19 protein-coding genes are annotated in these 15,687 nt (G+C 40.5%); 11 read left to right on the top strand and 8 right to left on the bottom strand.

What is annotated here, in order from left to right; genetic code table 11:
• Window positions 1-13: 13 nt before the first annotated feature.
• The 4 genes from K8B83_RS11515 to K8B83_RS11500 form a co-directional block, all read right to left on the bottom strand.
• Entirely contained in the window at window positions 14-685 is a 672-nt protein-coding gene (locus K8B83_RS11515; protein ID WP_223417218.1) for an alpha/beta hydrolase, read from the bottom strand.
• A gap of 77 nt (window positions 686-762) precedes the next feature.
• Window positions 763-990, bottom strand: coding sequence for a DUF3389 family protein (locus K8B83_RS11510; protein WP_188739217.1), 228 nt, complete (start codon window positions 988-990; stop codon window positions 763-765).
• 85 nt (window positions 991-1,075) lie between these two features.
• Window positions 1,076-1,558 carry an FKBP-type peptidyl-prolyl cis-trans isomerase gene (locus K8B83_RS11505; protein ID WP_223417217.1) on the bottom strand — a complete coding sequence of 161 codons (483 nt, stop codon included), beginning with the start codon at window positions 1,556-1,558 and terminating at the stop codon, window positions 1,076-1,078.
• Between the two features lie 89 nt (window positions 1,559-1,647).
• Window positions 1,648-2,895, bottom strand: a complete 1,248-nt coding sequence (locus K8B83_RS11500) for a lytic murein transglycosylase (RefSeq protein WP_188739219.1) — start codon at window positions 2,893-2,895, stop codon at window positions 1,648-1,650.
• A gap of 225 nt (window positions 2,896-3,120) precedes the next feature.
• Here K8B83_RS11500 and K8B83_RS11495 point away from each other — a divergent pair, with 225 nt between their 5' ends.
• Both K8B83_RS11495 and K8B83_RS11490 read left to right on the top strand, forming a co-directional pair.
• Window positions 3,121-3,480: a DUF2750 domain-containing protein gene (locus tag K8B83_RS11495; protein ID WP_188739220.1), complete on the top strand. Its 360-nt coding sequence runs from the start codon at window positions 3,121-3,123 to the stop codon at window positions 3,478-3,480.
• 66 nt (window positions 3,481-3,546) lie between these two features.
• Entirely contained in the window at window positions 3,547-4,188 is a 642-nt protein-coding gene (locus tag K8B83_RS11490; RefSeq protein ID WP_223417216.1) for a hypothetical protein, read from the top strand.
• A gap of 99 nt (window positions 4,189-4,287) precedes the next feature.
• On the opposite strand, the gene K8B83_RS11485 is transcribed toward K8B83_RS11490, so the two are convergent.
• The gene (locus K8B83_RS11485; protein ID WP_223417215.1) at window positions 4,288-5,232 is read right to left on the bottom strand and encodes a chemotaxis protein CheV; all 945 of its coding nucleotides are present in this window, start codon (window positions 5,230-5,232) and stop codon (window positions 4,288-4,290) included.
• Window positions 5,233-5,418: 186 nt separating this feature from the next.
• Between K8B83_RS11485 and K8B83_RS11480 the strand changes: the two genes are divergently transcribed.
• The 5 genes from K8B83_RS11480 to K8B83_RS11460 all read left to right on the top strand — a co-directional run bounded on the left by K8B83_RS11480 (window position 5,419) and on the right by K8B83_RS11460 (window position 8,888).
• Window positions 5,419-5,970, top strand: coding sequence for a lipocalin family protein (locus tag K8B83_RS11480; protein ID WP_188739223.1), 552 nt, complete (start codon window positions 5,419-5,421; stop codon window positions 5,968-5,970).
• A 58-nt stretch (window positions 5,971-6,028) separates the two neighbouring features.
• A complete protein-coding gene (locus tag K8B83_RS11475) occupies window positions 6,029-6,619 on the top strand; it encodes an LON peptidase substrate-binding domain-containing protein (protein WP_188739224.1) in 591 nt (196 codons plus the stop codon).
• Window positions 6,620-6,765: 146 nt separating this feature from the next.
• Window positions 6,766-7,428 (top strand): sigma-70 family RNA polymerase sigma factor, encoded by a 663-nt coding sequence (locus K8B83_RS11470; protein ID WP_223417214.1) that lies wholly within the window; start codon window positions 6,766-6,768, stop codon window positions 7,426-7,428.
• The gene (locus K8B83_RS11465; RefSeq protein ID WP_223417213.1) at window positions 7,421-8,113 is read left to right on the top strand and encodes a ChrR family anti-sigma-E factor; all 693 of its coding nucleotides are present in this window, start codon (window positions 7,421-7,423) and stop codon (window positions 8,111-8,113) included. Before K8B83_RS11470 ends, K8B83_RS11465 begins: the two co-directional genes overlap by 8 nt.
• A gap of 601 nt (window positions 8,114-8,714) precedes the next feature.
• Window positions 8,715-8,888, top strand: a complete 174-nt coding sequence (locus K8B83_RS11460) for a hypothetical protein (RefSeq protein WP_188739226.1) — start codon at window positions 8,715-8,717, stop codon at window positions 8,886-8,888.
• A gap of 178 nt (window positions 8,889-9,066) precedes the next feature.
• Here K8B83_RS11460 and K8B83_RS11455 read toward each other — a convergent pair whose 3' ends face one another.
• Window positions 9,067-10,020: a 1-aminocyclopropane-1-carboxylate deaminase/D-cysteine desulfhydrase gene (locus K8B83_RS11455; RefSeq protein ID WP_223417212.1), complete on the bottom strand. Its 954-nt coding sequence runs from the start codon at window positions 10,018-10,020 to the stop codon at window positions 9,067-9,069.
• Window positions 10,021-10,241: 221 nt separating this feature from the next.
• Here K8B83_RS11455 and K8B83_RS11450 point away from each other — a divergent pair, with 221 nt between their 5' ends.
• Window positions 10,242-10,652 (top strand): YccF domain-containing protein, encoded by a 411-nt coding sequence (locus tag K8B83_RS11450; protein WP_223417211.1) that lies wholly within the window; start codon window positions 10,242-10,244, stop codon window positions 10,650-10,652.
• Between the two features lie 93 nt (window positions 10,653-10,745).
• Window positions 10,746-11,207, top strand: a complete 462-nt coding sequence (locus K8B83_RS11445) for an EVE domain-containing protein (RefSeq protein ID WP_223417210.1) — start codon at window positions 10,746-10,748, stop codon at window positions 11,205-11,207.
• Between the two features lie 64 nt (window positions 11,208-11,271).
• On the opposite strand, the gene K8B83_RS11440 is transcribed toward K8B83_RS11445, so the two are convergent.
• Entirely contained in the window at window positions 11,272-12,060 is a 789-nt protein-coding gene (locus K8B83_RS11440) for a TIGR00266 family protein (RefSeq protein WP_188739230.1), read from the bottom strand.
• A 139-nt stretch (window positions 12,061-12,199) separates the two neighbouring features.
• Complete coding sequence (locus tag K8B83_RS11435) at window positions 12,200-13,126, bottom strand: LysR family transcriptional regulator (protein WP_223417209.1); 927 nt, start codon at window positions 13,124-13,126, stop codon at window positions 12,200-12,202.
• 218 nt (window positions 13,127-13,344) lie between these two features.
• Between K8B83_RS11435 and K8B83_RS11430 the strand changes: the two genes are divergently transcribed.
• On the top strand, window positions 13,345-14,505 hold the full coding sequence (locus K8B83_RS11430) for a homogentisate 1,2-dioxygenase (RefSeq protein WP_223417208.1): 1,161 nt from the start codon (window positions 13,345-13,347) through the stop codon (window positions 14,503-14,505).
• Window positions 14,506-14,574: 69 nt separating this feature from the next.
• Window positions 14,575-15,615, top strand: coding sequence for a 4-hydroxyphenylpyruvate dioxygenase (hppD, locus tag K8B83_RS11425; RefSeq protein WP_223417207.1), 1,041 nt, complete (start codon window positions 14,575-14,577; stop codon window positions 15,613-15,615).
• Window positions 15,616-15,687: the final 72 nt, after the last annotated feature.

Below are 15,687 nucleotides of genomic sequence, written 5' to 3'. Positions count from 1 at the left end.
CGGTGTTAAATTTTTATTTCAACACTTGTTGTATCCATTGACCTATATCAGCAAGTTGATTAGGCATAACACTGTGAGCCATCGGATAACTTTTCCACGTTGTTTGATAATGAGCAGAAGTCAGCGCATCAAAGGCCATTTTTCCGGCAAATAAAGGCACCACATCGTCTTGCTCACCATGATGTTGCAAAATAGGGGTTGTCTGGTTTTCATCTGCGAGTTGCTCTGGTAAATGTTCACCACCGGGTAAATAACAAGACAATGCCATAATACCCGCCAGTTTCTGGGTAAAACGCAAACCTGTGAACAAACTCATAACACCTCCCTGACTAAAACCAGCGAGAACGATTTTATCTGCCTTTATACCTTGATCAATTTGCGCTTGAATCAATTCTTTCACAGCTTGCTCAGATTTAATCACACCTTGTAAGTCAGCTCTGTCATGTAAATCCATGCTTTTAATGTCGTACCAAGAGCGCATCACATAACCCCCATTAATGGTCACGGCTTGTTCTGGCGCATGCGGGAAAATAAAACGAATTGCGTGATCGCTTGGCAAGCCCAGTAACGGAACCACAGGAGCAAAACCAGCACCTGAATCACCTAAACCATGTAGCCAAATCACACAGGCTGTAGCAGGCTTTTGAGGTTCTATAACAATTTTATCTAAAGACGACATAAGCATTCCTTTTTATATCAATTACTTGTTAAATATAAAGCACGTACATTTCACCATTGTGGTTATTTTGAGTAAAGTAAGCGTTACTGTGCTTGTATACCGGTACAGTTGAGCACTTGCTCTAGTTGTGTGGCGTTATCAAGCTTAATACTCCAGCGAACTGTTCCGCCGTCTGCGGCGATAACCAAGCCTTGATGAAAACAGCTAATGTCATCGACTGAAGCAGTTAATACGATTTGACTGGCATGAAAACGACACTGAATTTCAGTTTCGGTGACAATCAGTTTACCGATAGACAAGTCGATAACCATCGATTTTCCTTTATATGTATTTATATACCACAAATAAAAATCCCAAGTTATTCACTTGGGATTTCAAGGTAAACAGTATTTTTACTTAGTGATGGTGTCCACCAGCGCCATGAGCATGGCCATGGGCGATTTCTTCATCAGACGCTTCACGAGCAGCAACAATTTCGATATCAAAAGTTAATTCACGGCCAGCTAAAGGATGATTCACATCCACAGTTGCCATAAACTTACCCACTTTTAATATAGTGACTTGACGTTGTCCCTGCTCAGTTTGAACAACTGCTGCCATACCTGGTTTCCACACTTTAGCACCCACTAAATGTTTTACCGATACGCGTTGCTCAGCACCTTCTTGACGCTCACCATAGGTGTCTGCTGCAGGTGGCGTAACCGTGAACTTATCGCCCACTGATTTACCATTAATCGCATCTTCAATGCCTGGCATCATGTTGTCATGGCCGTGCAAATATGCAATAGGATCGCGACCTTCATTAGACTCGATCACTTTGCCTTTTTCGTCACGCAGTGTGTAATTAAACTGCACAACCATATCATCTTTAATGCTCATTGTTATCCCTTAATCTAAATTTTTCCGAAGCTTAACAAATGACTGCCAATGCATCCACAAAAATAATGTTGCTCGCCAAAAAAGGCTTATTACAGTTGGATCCCCAACGCTTTAAAGGTATCTACATCAGGAAAACCGTCGGCAATTAACCCCTGTGTTTTCTGATAGCCTTGCAAGCCAAGTGCTGAGTTACGGCCAAAAATACCATCAGGCTTACCGACATCAAAACCTAAATCATTAAGCTTTTGCTGCAATTGTTTTACCATTTCGCGGCTTAATCTAGGCTGTTTTGGCACAGCACGGCTCAGCTGGGCGCCGCCTTTAATTCTGTCAGCCAAATGCCCTACTGAAATGGCATAAAACTCTGATCGGTTCCAGCGCATAATCACATTAAAGTTATCGTAGCCTAAAAATGCAGGCCCCGTATGCCCTGCGGGTAAATACAAAGCCGCTTGCATTTCTGGTGTGGCAATGGGTTGACCATTAGTTTGCTTAATGTTTAAGGCATGCCACTTCGATAACGGTAAAACAGACTGACTGCCCAAATACTCAAAGCTGTAATCTTGCGGTAGCAGCACTTCACGTCCCCAGCGTTGATCAGCTTTCCAACCTAAATGCTGTAAAAAGTTTGCCGCAGATGTCAATGCATCAGCTTCGCTATTCCATAAATCTGCAACACCATCGCCATCGCCATCAACGGCATATTTACGATAGTTTGTTGGCATAAATTGAGTATGCCCCATGGCGCCAGCCCACGAACCCACCATTTTATTATCAGCAAATTGATATTGCTGTTTTAACTTAAGAGCTTGAATTAATTCGCCAGTGAAGTAATCACTGCGTCGAGGATCACAGGCCAAAGTGGCTAATGAATCCAGTACAGGCATACTGCCTTTATAACTGCCGTAATTCGTTTCTAAGCCCCAAAAAGCCACGATATATTGCCCAGGCACGCCGTACTCTGTTGTTAAATTAGCCAATAACTTATGATGTTTGGCCAACATTTTTTTGCCTTGGTCAACTCGCCACGTTGTGACTCGCTTGTCAAAGTAATCGCCAAAAGTGGTCGTAAATTCAGGTTGCTGATTATCAAGTTCAATCACTCGCGGAACAAACTTTAAATTAGCAACAGTGGTGTTGATTATCTCCTGTGATATACCAGCAAGCTTTGCTTTTTGCTGAAGATTAACAACACAGCTTGCAAAATCTGCAACGACAGGCTCAGGCACAACATTGACAACAGGCTCTGGAGAAGCAGATACCGCACAAGCACTCAACAAGGTGCTTGAAACACACATTGCTGCAATAAACACCGAAAAACGACTTTGAAGGACCATGTAAACACTTACTTTTCACAATTAAATAATGAATATCGTGACGCATCCCCATTCAGGACACAAGAGGTGTTAGCATTAAACCCTGTTTATTTATCAGAAATTGTGTTTTTGTATTTTAATTGGTACAAAGTTTCAACATAAACATAATTGTCATTAATTAAGCCTTTTCCTTATTTTTTGAGTACGTATAATGATGTTAATTCTCACTCATTGAAGCGACATATCATGACCGAACAAACTCCTGCACTAATCGCCTTTATCGAAAACGTAAAACAACACCAAGTCTTATGGGGCTTACAAGATGAAACGGGTGAAGGTTGGGTTGTATGTGACTCATCTGAATTTGAAGACACCGATGTCATGCCATTATGGTCAAGTGAAGCAGCAGCAAACAGTCATTGCACTGAAGAGTGGGCTGATTACAAAGCAGTTACGATTACTTTAACTGAGTTTTTAGAGTACTGGGTTGGCGATTTAAATGATGACGGCGTACTGGTTGGCATCGATTGGGAAGCCGAGCAAGAATGCGAAGAGCTAGATCCTATCATATTAGCAAAAGAACTCGTTGACTTCGAAAAAGAATAAATCTTTATCGACTTTTTATCCATTAAGCTGCTCTTTTGAGTGGCTTTTTTATTAAATGGCCTTTTTATGCCTCCATTAATTGATATTCCATTTGATCAACGTCATACGTGCTGGTTTTGCGCTGAGCCTAGCAATCAATTATTTGAATATTACAGAATGACACATACGCCTCACCCGTCATTGACTGTACCCGCATGCAAAGAATGCCTGGGGCTTGCAAAAAAAAATCCCCTGACCTCAATTTGGGATTGCCGCGATGCGGTAAAAGATCAATTAATGCATATCTATCAAAAAGATTTAGCCATCGGCATTAATTGGACTAAACAGGAACTGGAAGAATCTGAATTTGAATGCAAAATTTTTGGTGGCTTTAAAAAAAGTGCCTGGATGATGTATCAAATAGCCCAAGGACGCATTAACGCTAAAGGATGGCCACTTAGTCTAGATGGAATATTGCTAGACGCAGAAAGCGGTCATTATCAGGCAGGGTTTGAATTTGATGACGTCAGGTTTACTTCTTTGCCTAAAGCAATAGAACACTACAGCCATACCTTGTCTTTAGACCCGCACTTTTTACAACAACTAGTGACATTACTAGGCAAGGCTAAATTTGGCCACGCCATTAAAATTGCCAGACTGAATATTGGCATAACCCGTGAACACCAACGAAAAATTATCGATGAATTAATTGAAGATACAGATGATTAACTAAACCATCTTATGCCAAATGTTAAAGTCTTCACGCCTGCAATAAGTTGCATGGACCAGTGCGGTATTTACCGAACTGATCACAAAATGCAGCGCCGATTATTTACCTAATAGATAACGCAAACGCTCTTGAACAACACCCACCAGCAAGTCAGGTTGAAACTTAGAAATAAATTCGTTACATCCGACCTTCTCAACCATGGCCTTATTAAAACTGCCACTTAATGACGTATTTAAGGTGATAAATAACCCAGACATGCGCGTGTCGGCGCGTACTTCAGCGGTCAGTTTATAACCGTCCATCTCTGGCATTTCTGCATCGGTAATCATCATTAACAGCTCATCGGCCACTTGTTTGCCATCACCAGCCCAAGATTGCAGCAACCTCAGCGCTTGTAATCCGTCTGAAGCTTCGATGATCTCAATGCCTAAAGGTGTTAATGTGTCGCGAACTTGTTTGCGAGCAGTTGATGAATCATCAACGATTAATACTTTACGACCAGGCATACTCGGTACAAGGCTCTCGTCGAGCACCCCGTCTGACAAGCTCACATCATAATCAATAATTTCTGCCAATACCTTTTCCACATCAATAATAGACACCAACCGCGTTATCCCCTCTTGCTCCACTTTGGTGATTGCGGTTAAGTAATTATGTGCCCCTGAGGTTTTCGGCGGCGGCATAATATCACTCCATGTCATATTGATAATATGTTCAACTTTACCGACTAAAAAGGCCTGCACGCTTCGATTGTACTCAGTAATAATTAAATTACTGTCGTCAGTAATCGGCAATTTCGAAAAACCAATTGCTTCACGTAAGTTGATAACAGGAATGGATGTACCACGGATATTAGCCACACCGTAAATATTAGGGTTACTACCGGGCAACATATTGATTGCAGGTAATTTAACCACTTCTTTTACTTTAAACACATTGATCGCGAATAATTGTGTTGAACTAATGCGAAATAACAACAGCTCTAAACGGTTTTGACCGACTAATTGGGTACGTTGGTCTACCGTATCTAGCACTTTATTCATGAAACAAACCACCTAAACTTAACAATAACAATCGGCTTTATTATACTAAAAATTGGCCTATAAAAGGACTTTGTAAGCATGACACAACCGACAAAATAAGATTAAACCGGCCAATTCAAGATCAAACCAACCCGTTGCGTCGTATAGTTGACATTAAATACTGTTGTTGTAGAAACGGAGTTAACCATGAAAACGTCATTACGCCATCTCATCACCTTACCATTTCTTGGCATTTGCGCGCTTGGGCTATCAGCCTGCACCGTCATTGATGAACCTGTTGATGTCGTTAAACCGTTTCAACTAAACCAGTACCTTGGTACCTGGTATGAAGTTGCCCGGCTGGATCATTCATTTGAACGTGGAATGACCAATGTGACCGCGCAATACAGCATTGACGGTGACAAAGTGGTGGTGATTAATAAAGGATTTAAACAAGACGAGCAGCAATGGGATTCAGCAGAAGGCAAAGCGTACTTTATTGACGGTGATGACAAAGGTTTACTCAAGGTGTCTTTCTTTGGGCCATTTTACGGCGCTTATCAAATCCACGACGTAGTGCAAAATGAACAAGGATTATATACAGACTCATTAGTGATTGGACCTAATAACAAGTACGCATGGATTTTATCTCGAACACCTAACATAAATCCAACCATAAAACAGCGCTTCATTGGCAAACTTAATGCCCTTTCAATCAGTGAAGATCAGCTCATATGGGTTAATCAAGGTGATCGATAATTACACTAAACACGTACATTAACCCAGAAACATTGTTTTATTTTACCCAGAGGCTGTAATGATAATCCCCATTTTTCCTTTACCCATTTGCTTACTCCCACAAGGGTATACGCAACTGCGCATTTTTGAACCAAGATACAAAAGATTAGTGTCTGAATCACTCAAAAGTGGCCAAGGATTTGGACTTTGCATGCTGTCTGATGACAAAAAAACCATTATGCCAATTGGCACTTTGACACACATCATTGATTTTGAAACGCTTGAGGATGGTCTATTAGGGATCTGTGTTCAAGGTAAACAAACATTCAAAATTAACAACATAACAGTAGAAGATGATGGGCTTAAGAGAGCAGACGTCACACTCATCGACGGCTGGCCAAGTAATATTATTGATGAAAACAGTGCTCAACCACACATACGATCACAAGCGCGGGATAAGGATCAATTTCTCAGTAATACGTTAAAACAATTATTACAGCAATACCCACAACATTTAGCCCACTACAGTGAAAGCGACTTCAATGATATCGCCTGGGTTTGTCAACGTTGGTTAGAGATAATCCCTTTAAGTGCCAGCCAAAAATATCAGTGCATTAATAACCATGATCATCTTTTAGCAAAATCATTTTTGCTCGACATCATAAAATAATTCCGGCTTTCCTGATCCACTTATCGCTCACCAGCGTATTACTCAATATAACGTGATGTCAAACGATCTTCCAAGGTTGTTTTATAGGCAGCATAAACGGCATAAATACTATGCTTCATCGTGATTTACTGGATATGAGTGAAAAAATGGAAAATATTCAATCACAAAGTAGTCAAACTCGTTATGATAAAGGAAATCTTTCACTAAGATATTCTAATCAACGAAGTGGTGCTATGAATTCAGACGAACCTAATCCGCTCACAGATGAGCTTGCGCAGTTGATGATGCTCGTTGCTAACAACCGATGTAAAACATCATTTGCAAAACTGTTTTCGCATTTTGCTCCAAAAATCAATTCTTTTGGGGTTCAGCGATTAAGTCAACAAGGCTTGGCAATGGATTTGGTGCAAGAAACCATGTCACGAGTGTGGACCAAAGCACATCTATACAATGCTGACAAAGCGGCTGTGAGTACATGGGTGTTCACCATCATGCGCAACCAGTGTTTTGACATGCTGCGCAAAGTGCAACACAACCGTGAAGATGCATTTGGTGACGACATTTGGCCACTATTTGAGTCTGATGACGCTGAAAATAATGACGACGATTTTTTACTGTCGGCCAGTTTACTGCAACATGTCGAAGAACTGCCGCCATTGCAACGTCAAGTTGTGCAAGGTATTTACATGCAAGAACTCACACAACAAGAACTCGCAGACAAACTCAATATCCCAATAGGAACCGTTAAGTCACGGCTCAGACTAGGTCTAGAAAAATTAAAAAGCTTTATGGAGAAACATTATGATTAATTACCACCCAGATCAGCATTTGCTGTCTCTCCATGCAAAAGGCGAATTGCCTCTGTCTATGTCTATCGCCATCTCAGCCCATGCCGAGTTTTGTGCACACTGTCAGCAGCAATTAGATCAGATGACACTTGCACTTTCTGAGCAGCATTTTGAGCAAAATCAAACCATTCAACCTGCCTCTATTGAGCAACATGGGCAACTTGATGATCTACTGAATCAGTTTTTAAATAATACTCTCGATTCATTAGACACCGAAGTAAAAACGAAACCACAATCCTCCTTGGTAGCAGACAATAGCGTCACCATTAAGGGGCAACAATACATGTTACCTCGTGTTTTTAAACAGCAGATTACAAGTGGATGGCAAGGTATTGGTAAGGTGAGTAGGTTACGACTAGACACTGGCGAACCACAAGCTCGAGCAAGCTTATTACACATTGCAGCCAATGGTGAAATACCAGACCATACTCACAAAGGTTCAGAGTTAACCCTATTATTAGCGGGTGAATTTAGTGATTGCTACAACACTTACAAACCTGGTGACTTTATGCTGCTAGACCAAAACCACGAGCATTCACCTAAAACTACCGAAGGCTGTTTGTGTTACACCATCGTTGATGCTCCGTTATATTTCACAAAAGGAATAAGCAAGTTACTTAATCCAATTGGTGACTTATTGTATTAACGCAAGTGATGTAACTTTTTTAATCGCGATACGTGTCTTTATCAGCTACAGCGTATCGCGATTAAAAACATCTACTTATCACGTGTTTTGTTACAGCTCTACTTTTTATCGATTAAAATACGTACAAATTGCATGTTGTTTGTATTTTTTTAGAAAAACGTTGTTGCTATAAATGAAAAGTGAGTATAGAATCTACACAGATTTAAAATCTTGTTAATTTTGGTTACCTACCTGTAAGTCTGCTCAACTTCCTTCGTAAACCCAAGACAAGCTTCTGTACATACTCATGACATAGCACCAATGTTTGTAAAATTTAAAAACAAACTGTATTGGTCATGCTTTTGTCACATGATTATGTTCAACTTACTGAGTTAAGTGAAACGTTATTCTAGTTGTAAGTTAACCCAGATGATTGATTGTGATCACAAGTTAACCTGACTTTAATCAACTATTTATATCACAACACTTGATTAGTGAGTTCAGAATAGGTTAAGTTAAATCTCGACAAGTTAATCTTTCGCACCACTAAAAAATGCCAAGGATATTTTATTGAACAATTTTCTCACCCAAGGGTGAATAGCAAAAATAAGGAGTGTGGCATATGTCATACAACATTAATGGACATGAAATTTCAGTTAGCTTTCCAGTTAATTCAATTTCATCAAACAAAAATTCAATTGCTTTTACTGACAGCCTAGGTAAAAACAAAAAAACCTTTTCAAAGCGTACTGAAGCACTAAACTTCATGAAATGGTTAATTACTGCAAATAAGTAATACTCCTAACGCCTAGCGTTAATCATTTGCTCTGTTATTTAATAAACTCATTTCTCGGTATTCTCCTCTCACTTACCGATGTTTATTAAAACAGAGCAAAATGAACCTCCCCCTATTACACCTCACTCACTCTAACGTTAACTTTTATTTAGTTGTTAACTGTCTATCGTTTTCTGATTTATTCAGAATAGCCAAATTTACGCTGATACCTAGGTAACATGGTTTGATTACCTAAAACCCCACCCTGATGTACATACACGATGTCGTCGGCCCACTGCGAATGTTGCTGTAAATAATGTTTTAACACTAAAAAACCAACCGGATCGTACAACAACTCAAATTCAATTCCAGATTGACACACCGTTTGCCACATTTCATAACAACGTTTCGTTAATTTTCCAAAATGGTATTTGTGCCCGTCATTCACTATGGTTGGAAAATACTCTTGAGCAACTAATTGAGAAAATTGTTGGCGTAAATAATCATCCCCGCCAACTGTACTGCAAGTTAATACCTCGATATTAATATTGTTGTTTGTCTGTTGTTGTAGCAACTGCTTATTTAAATACGCTGCAGTTGTACCTGTGCCTGAAGGTAAAAATACTTTTAATGCTTTGGTATTACGTAATCTTGCCCAATCAATAATCTCTGTTGCTAATATGGCAACACCCGCTTCAGCATACTCGCAGCGCCCACCCTCAGGGATGTGTAACAATGAGTTTTTGTTATTGTAGTCAGATGCAACAATATGTTGTACGACGTCATCTAAATGCATCTGCTGATATTTATCCGCTAACTTAAGTTGGCCGACTTCAATAATATTAGCGCCATTGGCAATAGCTGCTGCATAATTTCCATTAGGGTGCTGGAGAATAAAATCGCTGATATGACTGACATAGTAATCAAATTGCCAACCCTGTTGTTTAGCCAGCACTGACATCGAATATAACGAATTTGCTTGGGCAGAACCCGAACCGACAAGTTGGGTAATATGCGCATAATCTTGCGATAAAAAATGATAAAACTTACGCGCTTTATTACCGCTAAAGTCAGGGTGTAATAAGTCATCTCGTTTGACAAAGATAGGTCTTTGTTCAAATAGCATTGGTTGTACAGGGCTTATAGCAAACATTGGCGCTCTCTAAATACTTGATTTGAGTATTTTAACTAATAAATGATAAAACTCACCGATTGATTTAACGATTTCACTAACGTGCGTTATTCCCTCCTTATTAAAATCACAGTAAAACATTTATAATCAATAAGTTAAAACTTTGGCATAAATATCGCTTAGTTAAACTTAAGTCAGTTCAGTACCCGTTTTGAATTTTTAGATTTCAATAAGGAAAAACAATGTCACTTTTACGTTTACTGTTTAATATTGCTTGGTTTGTTTTGGGCGGTTTTGTGATGGGCTTAGCCTGGTGGCTTGCCGGACTCTTATGCTTTATCAGTATTGTCGGTATTCCATTTGGTCGTGCATGTTTTGTGATTGGTGAAATGGCGTTTTGGCCATTTGGACAAGAAAGCGTTAACCGCAAGCATTTAACCGGCCATGAAGATCTTGGCACCGGTAGCTTTGGCTTAATTGGTAACGTTATTTGGTTTTTATTCTTTGGTATTTGGTTGGCGATTGGTCATTTAGCCCATGCCCTGGCCTGTTTTATCACTATCATTGGTATCCCGTTTGCAATACAACACATTAAGTTAGCGCTATTAAGCTTAACGCCAATTGGTCAAACTATCGTTACCAAGCCCGTATAAACAACCTCTTAGTGAAAGCCGATTACATCTCGTAGTCGGCTTTTTAGTGTGCGGATGATAATATGCCAAAAAATGAATATAAAAGAGTAAAGTATGAAATATTGGTTAATGAAGTCCGAACCCGATGACATCAGTATTGGTGATTTACGTGATAGCCCAAATCATACAATGGCTTGGCAAGGTATTCGAAATTACCAAGCAAGGAACTTTATCCGCGATGAAATCACACATGGCGATCAAGTGTTGTTTTACCATTCTAGTTGCAAAGTGCCAGGTGTTGTCGGTATTGCCACAGTTGTTAGCCAGCCTACACTTGATGAAAGTGCTTTTGATCCACAATCTCGCTACTTTGACCCTAAGTCAGAGCCAGACAAACCGCGGTGGTGGCAAGTAGATATTCAATTTACTGCAAAACTGAATCAGATAGTCAGTTTACAACAACTCAAAAGTGACCCGGCTTTACAAGACATGGTATTAGTGACCAAAGGTGCACGGTTAAGCGTTCAACCTGTCAGCGCTGATGAATTTGCTCATATTGTTATGCTAGGGCAATGATTTAAGTATAAAAAAAGGGTGACTGAATTTAGCCACCCTTTTAATTGAGCAGAAAAAAGAAACGTTAATTAATCATTCGCCCAATGCCACCTAACACAGAACCTTCACCTTGATCTTTACCACCACTTGACGGTGCATGGGCAATAATACGATCAGCCATGCGAGAAAACGGTAAACTTTGCAGCCACACAGTGCCGTGACCTTGTAACGTTGCAAGAAATAACCCCTCACCGCCAAACACCATCGATTTTAATGAGCCTGCACGCTGAATATCATAATCAATGCCTGGGGTAAAACCCACTAAACAACCGGTATCAACACGTAAAGTTTCACCGCGTAATTCTTTTTTAATCAAGGTGCCACCAGCATGCACAAACGCCATGCCATCGCCTTTAAGGCTCTGTAAAATAAAGCCTTCACCACCAAAGAACCCCACACCAAGGCGTTTATTAAACTTCATCGACACTTGGGTACCCATTGCCGCGGCTAAAAAACTGTCTTTTTGGCAAATTAGTTCGCCATTATGCTTGGCAAGATCGATAGCTAAGACAGTGCCTGGAAATGGGGCTGAAAAAGCCACTTTACGTTTACGACCGCCCTCGTTGGTAAAGTGAGTCATAAAAATCCCCTCACCTGTAATGGCTCGCTTTCCTGCACCCAACAATTTACCAAAAAAGCCTGACTCTGGTTCTGAGCCATCACCCATTTTGGCTTCAAATGAAATATCTTCTTCAAGGTATGTCATGGCCCCAGCTTCGGCGACCACTGCCTCATGCGGGTCTAGTTCAATTTCAACTAATTGCATACTTGAACCGATAATTTCGTAATCAACTTCGTGACATTTTCTGGTCATTTTTTGCTCCTTAAAAATGAGTGTGGCAGATTCAGCGTTAGCACAGATGCTATTATTGCTTTAGGTTAACAAGATGTTACTTTTATTCCTATGGAAACTTTGTGACATAATATGTCAAAAAAAGATTGCATGCACCTAACTAGCCTAATCCTGCGCCACTTAATCCTGTTTGTTGCTGTTGATATAGGGCAAATTCTTGCAAAATAAGTTCAGTAAATAATTGCCCAGCTCGGCCTAAAGGACGCTCTGAGGTTGACACTAATTGCGGGGTAAAGCTAAAACGATTGCCGCCCACAAAATCAATTGCCGTTAACTCACCATTGGCTAACTCTTCAGTGATTAAAAAATCCGGCATCCATCCAAAGCCCAGGCCTTTTAATAATGCATTTTTTTTCATAATAAAGCCTGACAGATAAAACACTTTATCACCGCCAAATTGCATTTCATCACGCGCACGTTTACCCGGCGATGAGTCTTCAATGGTGAGCTCTACATGCTGTTGCAGCTCAGGCAGGCTTATGTCTCGCCTTTGGCTTAATGGATGCAATCTTGCCGCAACCAGCACACTGGTAATGGTGGGTAAGGGTTTAGGATGATACGACGGCCCAGTACGATAATCTTTAACCAACATCAAATCTGCTTGTTCTCGCTCAAACCTATGTTGCACACCACCTAAAAACTCCATATTTAATTGAATTTTGGTGGGGATATTGTGCTCTGACATCAACTTTAATGCGCTCATAATGGGCTCCATCGGCAATGCCCCGTCAATGATTAATTCAAGCTTAGGCTCCCAGCCCTGACTATAACGACTAGCAAGATGCTCAATATTGGCTAAATGTTGAAGCAGTCGCTGGCCCTCTGCCAAAATGACTTTACCCTCTGGCGTTAACTCTGCTCGGTAGTGATCTCGATTAAATAATGTCACCCCTAAATGTTGTTCTAGCTTCTTAACTTGGTAGCTCACCGCTGATTGCGCTTTATGTAAACGCTCGGATGCCTTAGCAAAACTCCCTTCTTCAACAAGAACTTGCAAAACATTAAACGCATCGATATCAATCCGCATACCCACTCCCGTGTCTTGTTATCAATACACCAATGTAAAGCCAGCAAGACAATCTAGAAATTTGATTGAGTTAAGCTTTTTATTATTCTTTTTTTTGTTGATCTTTACCACTAAATTGTTAATAAGATCACATATTGGTTTGCCCAGTGCGATTAGGCCATAACAATAATTAACACTCAGCCGCATCACATGCAGTCGATTTGCCAGAGGACAATCAAATGCCATTCTATGTTAAACAAGGTCAAGTGCCGCCAAAACGTCACATCGCTTTCGAAAAAGAAAATGGTGAACTTTACCGTGAAGAGTTGTTCTCCACTCACGGGTTTTCAAATATTTATTCCAATAAATATCATCACAATATGCCAACCAAAGCGATTGATGTTAAACCCTATGCGTTAAGTCACGGCGAGCAATGGCAAGACTCATTAATTCAAAACTACAAACTTGACTCACGCCAGGCCGATTGCCAAGGCAATTTTTTCAGCGCGCGTAATAAAATCTTTTTTAATAACGATGTCGCTATGTATACCGCTAAGGTCACTGAGTCAACGAATGAGTTTTATCGCAACGCGTATGCAGATGAGGTGGTCTTTATCCATGAGGGCGAAGGTCAGTTATTAAGTGAATATGGCGTGATTAATACCAAGAAATGGGATTATTTGGTCATTCCACGCGGTACCACTTACCAATTAACCTTTAACGATTATCAAAATGTGCGCTTGTTTGTCATTGAGTCATCGTCAATGGTTGAAGTGCCAAAACACTTTAGAAATGAATATGGCCAAATGCTCGAATCCGCTCCTTATTGTGAACGCGATATTCGCACACCAACGTTAACCGACGCCGTGGTTGAAAAAGGCGAGTTTGCTTTGGTGTGTAAATTTGGCGAGCGATACCAACAAATGCTATTGCAGTGGCATCCTTTTGACCTCGTGGGTTGGGACGGTTGTGTGTACCCATGGGCATTTAATATTACAGAATATGCCCCTAAAGTGGGCCAAATCCACTTACCGCCATCTGAGCATCTTGTGTTTAGTGCTCACAACTTTGTGGTTTGCAATTTTGTACCACGCCCTTACGACTTTCACCCTAAGTCTATCCCTGCACCTTATTACCACAACAATATCGACAGCGACGAAGTGCTTTACTACGTCGACGGCGACTTTATGAGCCGCACCGGTATTGAAGCCGGTTACATGACGCTGCATCAAAAAGGGGTACCTCACGGCCCACAACCTGGGCGCACAGAAGCATCCATTGGCAAAACAGAAACCTACGAATACGCAGTGATGGTCGATACATTCGCCCCACTCAATTTAACCACCCATGTTAAACATTGCATGAGTGCTGACTACAACCGTTCTTGGTTAGAAAACTAAGATGTAATTTAACTAACCCAAGTCACCAAAGAGTGATGGCGTGTTGACAGAAAAATAAAGGAAAACAAAATGGCTAGCGAACTTAATCCACTGGGGCTTTTAGGTATCGAATTTACTGAATTTGCCAGCCCAGATACTCAATTTATGCACCAGGTCTTTATTGATTTTGGTTTTTCGATGTTAAAAAAAGCCAAAAACAACGACATTGTTTACTACAAACAAAACGACATTAACTTTTTACTCAATAAAGGCCGTAGTGGCTTTTCGGCTGAGTTTGCTAAATCACACGGCCCAGCAATTTGCTCTATGGGCTGGCGTGTTGAAGATGCTGACTTTGCCTTCATCGAGGCTGTTAATCGTGGTGCAAAACCGGCAGATGACTCCAATAAAGACATGCCTTATCCTGCCATTTACGGTATTGGCGACAGCTTAATTTACTTTATTGATACCTTTGGTGAGCAAAACAACATTTATCAAAGCGATTTTGTCGATTTAGACCAACCAATTGTCACGCCAGAAAAAGGCTTTATGGAAGTCGACCACTTAACCAATAACGTCTATAAAGGCACAATGGAAAAATGGGCAAACTTTTATAAAGATATCTTTGGCTTTACCGAAGTGCGTTACTTTGACATTAGCGGCGCACAAACGGCCTTAGTCTCTTACGCCTTACGTTCACCCGATGGCAGTTTCTGTATCCCCATCAACGAGGGTAAAGGCAATAATAACAACCAAATTGATGAATACTTAGGTGAATATAACGGCCCAGGTGTACAGCATTTAGCCTTTAGAAGCCGCGATATTGTGGCGTCTTTAGATGCAATGGAAGGCACATCAATCCAAACATTGGATATTATTCCGGAATATTACGACACCATTTTTGATAAATTACCGCAGGTCACTGAAGACCGTGAACGTATTAAGCATCATCAAATCTTAGTTGATGGTGATGACGAGGGTTATTTGCTACAAATTTTCACCAAAAACTTATTTGGCCCTATTTTTATTGAAATCATTCAACGTAAAAATAACCTAGGCTTTGGTGAAGGTAATTTTAAAGCGTTATTTGAATCTATTGAACGCGACCAAATCAAACGCGGTGTGTTGTAACCAATCGGTATAATTTGATACATAAAAACCAGCAAATTGCTGGTTTTTATCATTTTAGGCCATTACACTTGG

It is taken from the genome of Shewanella inventionis (genome assembly GCF_019931735.1).
GTDB classification, from domain to species: domain Bacteria; phylum Pseudomonadota; class Gammaproteobacteria; order Enterobacterales; family Shewanellaceae; genus Shewanella; species Shewanella inventionis.
The sequence above is the reverse complement of the archived record's forward strand: the minus strand, read 5'-3'. Positions and strand labels throughout refer to the sequence as shown.

Coding starts and splice junctions, on each gene's coding strand:
- K8B83_RS11500 (WP_188739219.1), bottom strand. CDS start 2,895: ATGGTCCTTCAAAGTCGTTTTTCGGTGTTTATTGCAGCAATGTGTGTT.
- hppD (WP_223417207.1), top strand. CDS start 14,575: ATGGCTAGCGAACTTAATCCACTGGGGCTTTTAGGTATCGAATTTACT.
- K8B83_RS11455 (WP_223417212.1), bottom strand. CDS start 10,020: ATGTTTGCTATAAGCCCTGTACAACCAATGCTATTTGAACAAAGACCT.
- K8B83_RS11465 (WP_223417213.1), top strand. CDS start 7,421: ATGATTAATTACCACCCAGATCAGCATTTGCTGTCTCTCCATGCAAAA.
- K8B83_RS11450 (WP_223417211.1), top strand. CDS start 10,242: ATGTCACTTTTACGTTTACTGTTTAATATTGCTTGGTTTGTTTTGGGC.
- K8B83_RS11430 (WP_223417208.1), top strand. CDS start 13,345: ATGCCATTCTATGTTAAACAAGGTCAAGTGCCGCCAAAACGTCACATC.
- K8B83_RS11435 (WP_223417209.1), bottom strand. CDS start 13,126: ATGCGGATTGATATCGATGCGTTTAATGTTTTGCAAGTTCTTGTTGAA.
- K8B83_RS11510 (WP_188739217.1), bottom strand. CDS start 990: ATGGTTATCGACTTGTCTATCGGTAAACTGATTGTCACCGAAACTGAA.
- K8B83_RS11475 (WP_188739224.1), top strand. CDS start 6,029: ATGATAATCCCCATTTTTCCTTTACCCATTTGCTTACTCCCACAAGGG.
- K8B83_RS11490 (WP_223417216.1), top strand. CDS start 3,547: ATGCCTCCATTAATTGATATTCCATTTGATCAACGTCATACGTGCTGG.
- K8B83_RS11505 (WP_223417217.1), bottom strand. CDS start 1,558: ATGAGCATTAAAGATGATATGGTTGTGCAGTTTAATTACACACTGCGT.
- K8B83_RS11460 (WP_188739226.1), top strand. CDS start 8,715: ATGTCATACAACATTAATGGACATGAAATTTCAGTTAGCTTTCCAGTT.
- K8B83_RS11480 (WP_188739223.1), top strand. CDS start 5,419: ATGAAAACGTCATTACGCCATCTCATCACCTTACCATTTCTTGGCATT.
- K8B83_RS11470 (WP_223417214.1), top strand. CDS start 6,766: ATGGAAAATATTCAATCACAAAGTAGTCAAACTCGTTATGATAAAGGA.
- K8B83_RS11485 (WP_223417215.1), bottom strand. CDS start 5,232: ATGAATAAAGTGCTAGATACGGTAGACCAACGTACCCAATTAGTCGGT.
- K8B83_RS11440 (WP_188739230.1), bottom strand. CDS start 12,060: ATGACCAGAAAATGTCACGAAGTTGATTACGAAATTATCGGTTCAAGT.
- K8B83_RS11495 (WP_188739220.1), top strand. CDS start 3,121: ATGACCGAACAAACTCCTGCACTAATCGCCTTTATCGAAAACGTAAAA.
- K8B83_RS11445 (WP_223417210.1), top strand. CDS start 10,746: ATGAAATATTGGTTAATGAAGTCCGAACCCGATGACATCAGTATTGGT.
- K8B83_RS11515 (WP_223417218.1), bottom strand. CDS start 685: ATGCTTATGTCGTCTTTAGATAAAATTGTTATAGAACCTCAAAAGCCT.